This is a genomic window from Paraburkholderia sp. (assembly GCF_034668105.1).
GTDB lineage: Bacteria > Pseudomonadota > Gammaproteobacteria > Burkholderiales > Burkholderiaceae > Paraburkholderia.
Window position 1 is genome coordinate 1 of record NZ_JAXDPY010000401.1, and the last position, 7,982, is coordinate 7,982.

At 60.2% G+C, this 7,982-nt stretch carries 8 protein-coding genes; 6 read left to right on the top strand and 2 right to left on the bottom strand.

The window, feature by feature from the left end:
- The first annotated feature begins 225 nt into the window (after positions 1-225).
- On the top strand, positions 226-1,380 hold the full coding sequence (gene yqhD / locus QOC89_RS17875) for an alcohol dehydrogenase (protein WP_323046238.1): 1,155 nt from the start codon (positions 226-228) through the stop codon (positions 1,378-1,380).
- A gap of 41 nt (positions 1,381-1,421) precedes the next feature.
- On the top strand, positions 1,422-2,324 hold the full coding sequence (locus QOC89_RS17880) for an NAD(P)-dependent oxidoreductase (protein WP_323046239.1): 903 nt from the start codon (positions 1,422-1,424) through the stop codon (positions 2,322-2,324).
- Positions 2,325-2,426: 102 nt separating this feature from the next.
- Here QOC89_RS17880 and QOC89_RS17885 read toward each other — a convergent pair whose 3' ends face one another.
- Positions 2,427-3,722: an MFS transporter gene (locus QOC89_RS17885; protein WP_323046240.1), complete on the bottom strand. Its 1,296-nt coding sequence runs from the start codon at positions 3,720-3,722 to the stop codon at positions 2,427-2,429.
- A gap of 84 nt (positions 3,723-3,806) precedes the next feature.
- Complete coding sequence (locus QOC89_RS17890) at positions 3,807-4,628, bottom strand: N-acyl homoserine lactonase family protein (RefSeq protein WP_323046241.1); 822 nt, start codon at positions 4,626-4,628, stop codon at positions 3,807-3,809.
- Positions 4,629-4,848: 220 nt separating this feature from the next.
- Here QOC89_RS17890 and QOC89_RS17895 point away from each other — a divergent pair, with 220 nt between their 5' ends.
- From QOC89_RS17895 to bamA, 4 genes are all read left to right on the top strand, one after another.
- Complete coding sequence (locus QOC89_RS17895) at positions 4,849-5,724, top strand: LysR substrate-binding domain-containing protein (RefSeq protein ID WP_323046242.1); 876 nt, start codon at positions 4,849-4,851, stop codon at positions 5,722-5,724.
- A gap of 206 nt (positions 5,725-5,930) precedes the next feature.
- Positions 5,931-6,392 carry a hypothetical protein gene (locus QOC89_RS17900; RefSeq protein WP_323046243.1) on the top strand — a complete coding sequence of 154 codons (462 nt, stop codon included), beginning with the start codon at positions 5,931-5,933 and terminating at the stop codon, positions 6,390-6,392.
- Between the two features lie 268 nt (positions 6,393-6,660).
- Positions 6,661-7,059 (top strand): hypothetical protein, encoded by a 399-nt coding sequence (locus tag QOC89_RS17905; RefSeq protein ID WP_179742196.1) that lies wholly within the window; start codon positions 6,661-6,663, stop codon positions 7,057-7,059.
- Positions 7,060-7,162: 103 nt separating this feature from the next.
- Positions 7,163-7,982: outer membrane protein assembly factor BamA (gene bamA / locus QOC89_RS17910; RefSeq protein ID WP_323046244.1), on the top strand; the 820-nt coding region annotated here is incomplete at its 3' end.

Sequence of the window (7,982 nt, forward strand, 5' to 3'; positions counted from 1 at the left end):
ATGGCCGACCTGTTCTGGAATGCATGGGAAGGCAGCCTGTTGCGCATGAAGATCGATGACTCGGTCGAGCCGCTGAAGGCTTGCGTGCATTCAATGTTCGAACTGTTTTTCAAATCCCCGCAGTAACGGTCGTAGCGAGTTTGAACGGCGTCCGGTTTCGATTCGGGCAGCCGTTTATTCCGTTTTAAGACGACCGGTCATTTCAATGTAAGGAATAGTGATTCAATGCAGAACTTTACGTTTCACAACCCCACACGGATCATTTTCGGCGAAGGGCAGATTGCCGCACTCGATACGCACATCCCGCCTCACGCGCGGGTGCTGATTACATGCGGCGGCGGCAGCATCAAGAGCAACGGTGTGCTCGCGCAAGTGCAGGCGGCGCTCGGCGAGCGCGCGTGGCACGTGTTCAGCGGCATCGAGCCGAATCCCACCTACGAAACGCTGATGGAAGCGGTTGCGCTCGTGCGTGAGAAGAACATCGACTTTCTGCTGGCGGTGGGCGGCGGCTCGGTGATCGACGGCACCAAGTTCATCGCTGCCGCAGTGAAGTTCGACGGCGAGCCGTGGGACATTCTGGCCAAGCAGGCGCCGGTGCGCGACGCGATGCCGTTCGGCAGTGTGCTGACGCTACCCGCCACCGGTTCGGAAATGAACAATGGCAGCGTGATCAGCCACCGCGCGAAGGGCGACAAGCTGTATTTCACGAGCGACGCGACCTATCCGCTCTTCTCGGTGCTCGATCCGACCACGACTTATTCGTTGCCGACGCGACAGATTGCCAACGGTGTCGTCGATGCGTTCGTTCACATCGTCGAGCAGTATCTGACCTATCCGGTGGACGCCAGGGTACAGGACCGTTTCGCCGAAGGCCTGCTGCTCACGCTGACCGAAGTCGGCCCGCAAGCGCTTGCCGAACCGCACAACTATGCGGTGCGGGCCAACCTGATGTGGACGGCAACGCTGGCGCTGAACGGCCTGATCGGCGCCGGTGTGCCGCAGGACTGGGCGACCCACATGCTCGGCCACGAGATCACGGCGCTGCACGGACTCGATCACGCGCAGACGCTCGCCGTCGTGTTGCCGGCCATGCTGAGCGTGCGTCGCGAGTCGAAGCGCGCGAAGTTGCTGCAGTATGCCGAACGCGTCTGGAATATCACCGAGGGCAGCGAGGACGAGCGTATCAGTGCGGCGATCACGGCGACCCGCGTGTTCTTCGAACGCATGTCGGTGGGCACCCGCTTGCGCGACTACCAGATTGGCGGCCAGTCGATCAGCACCTTGATCGCGAAGCTCGAAGAGCACGGCATGACGGCACTGGGCGAAAACGGTGACGTGACGCTCGACGTGAGCCGTCAGGTCTATCAGTCTGCAGTCTGAAACAGGCCGCGTTCGCGCGGCTGATCATTTGGAATGTGATGATGAAAATTGGATTTGTAGGACTTGGCTCGATGGGCGCCGCGATTGCGAAGAACCTGATCGAGTCGGGACATGAGGTGCAGGTGTTCAACCGGAGCCCGGGCCGTGCGCAACCGTTGCGCGAAGCGGGCGCGAGCGTCGCGTCGAGTCCCGCACAGGCGGCGCTCGGGGCCGACGTGGTGTTCACGATGGTGGCCGACGATGCGGCACACGCGGAGGTCACGTTCGGCAAGGCGGGCATCGCCACCACGCTGAAACCGGGCGCGTTGCACATCTCGATGAGCACGATCAGCGTCGCCACCGCGCAGGATCATGCAGCGAAGTACCGTGAAGCGGGTCTTGCCTTCGTGTCCGCGCCGGTATTCGGCCGGCCCGACGCCGCGGCGGCGCGCAAGCTGTTCATCATGGCGGCCGGAGCGGACGAGCACCTCAAGGTTGCCGTGCCGCTTCTCGAAACGCTTGGGCAGTCGGTCGGGATTGTCGGCGAGGATCCTTCGCAGGCCAATCTGGTGAAGCTGATCGGCAATTTCATGCTGTCCGTGATCATCGAAACGCTGGGCGAAGCGTGTGCCGTCGCGGGCAAGGCCGGCATCGATCCGATGCGTCTGGTCGAACTGTTGACGAGCGCGAACTTCAATGCGGCGCCCTACAAGATCTACGGTCCGCTGATCGCGTCGCAACAATTCCAGCCGCCTGGTTTCTCGTTGCCGCTCGGCCAGAAGGACAATCGCCTGATGCTGGCGGCCGCCGAGGCACTTGGCGTTCCGCTACCGTTAGCAAGTCTCGTCCATGACCGGTTTCTGACGTTGCGCTCGCAAGGGCTCGGCGCTGAACATGACTGGTCGGCGGTGGCGCTGTGTGCGTTGTCCGATGCCGGCTTGAGCAAGGCGCTGCACGGCGGCTGAGCGCAAGGCGCACGATGCCGCTCGCGATGAGCGGCATTCGACGTGCCGAACCGCGCGCGCGGGAATGTCGGGTACTAGCTGAGCCAGGGTGAATGCCCGGGCTCAGCTACGGCCCATATTCGGCTCCACCGTCGTATCGCGCCGAGGTCCCGGTTTTGCGGTTTCCTTGATCAGCATCACGAACGCGCTGGTGCCGATCAGACAGAGGCCCATCACCAACAGTCCGGCGGAAAACGAGTTGGTCAGCGAGCGCGCGAAGCCGACGAAGTAAGGTCCGCCAAATGCCCCGATCATGCCGATACCGTTGATCATGCCGCTGATTCGGGCCGTCACTTCGGGAGGCACGAGATCGGTGGCGATCGACCAGAGTACGGGCTGCGATCCGTAAAGTGTCGCGCCGGCGATCACGAGCAGCGCCATGTTCGCCACGAACGGACTTGACTCAAAAGTTTCGCCGCCAACCAGCAGGGCGAGGCCGGAAATAGCCAGCGGTATCGCGGAAAAGAGCCGCCGGTCCAGTTTGCGATCGGACCAGTAAGTCAGGATCGGCATGAGCACGATCGCAAATGCGTAGGGAATCGACGAGAGCCAGCCGATGTCGACCGGCGAAAGCCCCGGCTGTTGATGAATCACGCTGGGCAGCCAGATCACAAAGCCGAGGAAGCCGGTGTTCCAGAGCAGGATCGCCGTTGCGAAGAGCCACACCGCCGGACGCCGCAACTGCGAGCCGAATGACACCCGTATTGACGATGGCGCCGGCGACGCGTGCCGCTTGCTTTCCGAGTCGAGATGTTCGAGCAGTTGCGCGCGATCGGCCGCTTTCAGCCACTTCGCGTTGCGCGGCGTATCGGCCACGCCCCACAGCCACACGAATACCCATACGAGCGGGAACACGCCCTCGACGATGAACAACGTGCGCCAGTCGCCGAGCTTCAGGATGTAGCCCGCGATGGGACCACTCGCCATCGCGGCGAACGGGTAGCACAGTTGCCAGATGCCATTTGCGCGGGCGCGCTCGGACGGTGCAAACCAGTTCCTGACGAATAGCAGGAAAGTCGGGAATATGCCACCTTCGAAGACGCCGATCGCGAAGCGAACCGCGACCAGCTGCTGCGCATTGTGTACGTAACCCTGCGCCATTTCGATCACGCCCCACAGCACCATCAGCACGGCGATCAGCAGCTTGCCGTAGCCTTTGTCGGCGATCCAGCCGCCTAGAATCTGCGAAGCGCCGTAGCCGAGAAACAGCACGCCCGACGCGAATCCGAGAATCGAGGTGGTGAGCGCGAGTTCCTTGCCCATCGACGGAATCGCAAAGCCGATGTTGGTGCGGTCCATGAACGCGATGATGAGGGTCATCATCATTACGGGCAGTAAGCGAAACCATCTTTGCTTCATCGTCTGTCTCCATGTTTCCGGTGCATGGCGAGGAGGCGGCAATGAGCCCCACGCCACAGCACATGTTTATTTTTTGCTTTCAGCTTACGTGTATCGATGCGGCGCCGGTTGCCATTTTTTCCAGAAGCCAGGATCGTGGCAGATCACCATTTCACCGCCGAAGAACTCGCACAGCAGGCGCAGCCGCGCGATCGATGCGATCGCCTGTTCGGTCGTGTGCGCATTGCCGGGCGGCGAGGTAGGTTCGAGGTTGGCGGGGCAGAACACGGCGTCGCCGGTCAAGATCATGAGCGAGCCCGACGGCAGACGCACCATCAACGATTGATGTCCCGGCGTGTGGCCCGGTGTCGTGAGCACGGCGACGCCGGGCTTGACCACCTGATCGCCGCGCAACAGTTCATAGTCGATGTCGCAATCAAAGTAGGCGCGCTCGTACGGCCGCGCGGCAAAGCTGTCTGGTTGATACGCAAAGCGGTATTCCGAACTCTGTACCAGGAAGCGTGCATGAGGGAACAACAGGTTGCCGCCGGAGTGATCCCAGTGGAAATGGCTGTTGATGACGATCTTGACGTCCTCCGGCGTGTGACCGAGCTCGGCCAGCCGGGCGCGAATGTCGTCTTGCCGGTCATAGCGCGCGATCATTTCGGAAAACCGCTTCATCGACAGGCAGGGATCGGCGCCATCGTCACGTGCGCAGTCGTGCGGCAGAAGCCCGGTATCGAACAGAATATGTTCACCGTCCGTCATCTCGATCAAGGCGCCGGTTACGGGAACCTCGACCCGCGTACCCATTCCGCGCCGCATCGTCAATGACGACTGGTCGTTGATCAACGTGCCCAGGTTGAATAGCGCAACGCTTTTGACAAGCGTCTCCGTTGCGCCGGATAGGCTGGCTGGTACCGTCATCGTCTCCTTCCTTTTGTGAATCGCCAGGCACCCGTTCGCGCCTTTCCTGGTCCATCAGCCCTGCCAGGTGATTACATGCTCAGAACAGCCGTTTCATCGACGTCGCAGCCCGATTCGACTAGCTACGGACGCACTGGGGGAATGTTTGCGACGAGTATGCTAGGCATTGCCCCTCAGAAGAAGTAGTCTTTACTTTCTTCAAAACATAAAATTTCTTTCGATGGACTCCCGCTATCTTCAGAGCTTTGTCTACGTGGTCGAGTTTGGCTCGATCGCGGAAGCCGCCCGCCGGCTCGACCTGACGCCGGCCGCGGTGGCACAGCGCGTGAAGATGCTCGAAACGGAGCTGGGCGGTCAGCTTGTGCGGCGCTGCGGGCGCACTGTCGGCACGACGGAGGCTGGCGAGCGCATCCTCGAGCGCGCTCGCAAGGTGCTGCACGAGATCCGCGACCTGAAGTCGGATCTGGATAATCCGTCGACGCTGGGTGGACAGCTGCGCCTCGGCGGCATGGGCACGATGATGACGAGTCTGATCCCCGTGATGCTTGCCGAACTGCTGGCGCGTCACCCCGGCATCGATTTTTATCTCGAGCCCGGCACTTCGCACGACCTGTACCGGAAAGTGGTCAGTGGTGATCTGGATGCCGCAATCGTTGCACGGCCGCCATTCAATCTGCCGAAAAGTTGCGACTGGCACACGTTCAGGGAAGAGCCGCTCGTGCTGCTGACGCCTGCCGCGATGAACGTGACCGATCCGCACGTCACGTTGCAGACGGAACCGTTTCTCCGTTACGACCGCAATGTTGTCGGCGGCCAGCTCGCCGAGAGCTATCTTCGGCAACATGGCATTACCCCGCATCAACGCTGCGAGCTGGACGGGCTCGGCGCGATTGCCGCGCTGGTGGACCGCGGTCTCGGCGTTTCGCTCGTACCCGACTGGACGACCAAACCGCTCCCCGATCTCTCACTTGCCAAATGGCCGCTGCCGTATCCCTTTCAGAAGCGCGTGGTCGGGTTGATATGGGGACGCACGTCAGTCCGTATCCGATTGATTCAGGCCTTTCTGCAAGTGGCCTCCGAGTTCCCATGCGAGTAAACGGCACAATGCCGTTGTAATTTTTATCGTCAATGCGGCCTTGCCGATATCGCTATAGAATTGACGCGACCCAACCGTGAATGTCGATTATTCGCATGTCAGTAGGGCCGTTTCGCAACTCTCTATTCGATACACTCTCAATGTCCCATAGTACTCGCCGGCCCACGGGCCGCGCTTCTTTTGGTCGGCGTCACCCGAGCAAGCAGATGCTGCTCCCAATGACGAACCAGGCGGCCTCTGATATCTCGCTCGCGAATCACCTCGCTCTTGCGGTCTGTCGCAAAGGACAAGGAAACGCTCATCTGATCAATGAGCTGAACCGGGTCGTATGCCTGACGTACTACTTACAAGAAGCTGGATTCGGTAAGGTACCTGTCGATTTGTATCGACAAGCGGAGGCTGCATTGGATCAGGCCGCCGGCAGGGCGCAGCACGACGGAGTGTGTCAAATCAGCGCGGATGTCGCGAGTATGCTCGAAGAAATTCTGGCCATTCACGATCAGCAACTGACAGTAGCGGCGACCCGGCACATTGTCGAGGCGAAAGCCCGGTTTGCCAGGTTCATCAAAAGCGATCTTCGTTCGCCGATTCCAAATGACGCGCAGACAGCTGAGCGCCGCGACGAGACCGAACTCAACGGTTCCGCGACCGCCAACAGCTTGCAATAGTCCGAACAGGGAACGCGCTCCGAAGTACTCGAAAAAAACCGGGGCATGTCGTTCCCGCGTCGTGCGGCGGCGCTCAATTCACGTTGCGTTTCCTTTTCTATCCGACGAGTCATGTCCCGGGTCGACGTTGCTCGCCGGGCACATCAATTTGCTGGCGTGAATATTCAGTAACAGATAGCGGGCAAAGGAAAGTTTAGTTAATACCGCGTAACTCAAGACATGGGAGCGCGTCCTACACTTCAGTCCTTGCTTGATTCTGGAGTGCTCAATGGCACCGCGACCCTCCCTTGCGATCGACTCCGTACGCGGCTTCGAATTGACGGGCGACGGCCAGTATTTGATGTTGAAGGCCAATCAAACTTCGAGCATTGCGTTGCATTGCTCGGTCATGCACGAGTTGCTGGCGGCATTGTCGAATGCGATCGGCGTCTCGGAGCGGATCCGCAGCAAGAAAAAGAGCGTGAAATTCGCCATGCCGTGTGAGGCCTGGGAAGTTGGCAAGGACGCAGGTGCGGCAGCCCATCTGATCCTTACATTCCGTTTGCCCGGCGGCGCGGAACTCTCGTTTCGCATGCAACGCACTGAGGCTGCCCACATGACGGAAGTATTGGCGCTTGTGAGCGGCATCGCAAAGGTCGGTGATCTGTCCGCTATCACGGTGCAATAGAGCCCGCGTCTCAATCTCCCGCGCCCTCGATCGATATGCGACACAGCGTATTGCGGTCGGTCGGGTCTCCACGTTGTGTCTCTATCACTTGGCTTCCCTTTGCATGCTTGTTCAAACTTCATCTGCACGCCGTAGCAGGGCGGTGACTCTCGTCGGTCTAAGTGTGGTGGCGATCTCCGCGCACGCTAGCGATTCGTTCGTGATTCGCGATATCCGGCTCGAAGGATTGCAACGCATCGAACCCGGTACCGTGTTCGCGTACCTGCCCATCAAGCAAGGCGACACCTTTAGCGACGACAAGGCTTCTGCCGCCATTCGCGCGTTGTATACCACGGGCTTTTTCAACGACGTCAAGATCTCGACCGAAGGCGATGTCGTTGTCGTGCAATTGCTGGAGCGTCCGGCCGTCGGCACGATCGACTTCTCCGGCATTCACGAATTCGACAAGGACAACCTGACCAAGGCGCTGCACGCGGTCGGCCTGTCGCAAGGCCAGTACTACGACAAGGCACTCGTCGACAAGGCCGAGCAGGAGCTGAAGCGCCAGTACCTCACGCGCGGCTACTACGCCGCCGAAGTCACCACCACGATCACGCCGATCGACCGCAACCGGGTGTCGGTGCTGTTCTCGGTGGCGGAAGGTCCGAGTGCGAAGATCCGCCAGGTCAATTTCATCGGCAACAGCGCATTCAGCACGGACACATTGCGTGATGAAATGCAGCTGTCCACGCCGAACTGGTTCTCCTGGTACACGAAGAACGACCTGTACGCGAAAGACAAATTCACCGGCGACCTCGAAAACGTCCGCTCGTATTACCTGAATCGCGGCTACCTCGAGTTCAATATCGACTCGACCCAGGTGTCGATCTCGCCGGACAAGAAGGACATGTATCTGACGGTCACGCTGCATGAAGGCGAGCCGT

Coding starts and splice junctions, on each gene's coding strand:
- QOC89_RS17905 (WP_179742196.1), top strand. CDS start 6,661: ATGGCACCGCGACCCTCCCTTGCGATCGACTCCGTACGCGGCTTCGAA.
- QOC89_RS17890 (WP_323046241.1), bottom strand. CDS start 4,628: ATGACGGTACCAGCCAGCCTATCCGGCGCAACGGAGACGCTTGTCAAA.
- QOC89_RS17900 (WP_323046243.1), top strand. CDS start 5,931: ATGCTGCTCCCAATGACGAACCAGGCGGCCTCTGATATCTCGCTCGCG.
- yqhD (WP_323046238.1), top strand. CDS start 226: ATGCAGAACTTTACGTTTCACAACCCCACACGGATCATTTTCGGCGAA.
- QOC89_RS17895 (WP_323046242.1), top strand. CDS start 4,849: ATGGACTCCCGCTATCTTCAGAGCTTTGTCTACGTGGTCGAGTTTGGC.
- QOC89_RS17885 (WP_323046240.1), bottom strand. CDS start 3,722: ATGAAGCAAAGATGGTTTCGCTTACTGCCCGTAATGATGATGACCCTC.
- QOC89_RS17880 (WP_323046239.1), top strand. CDS start 1,422: ATGAAAATTGGATTTGTAGGACTTGGCTCGATGGGCGCCGCGATTGCG.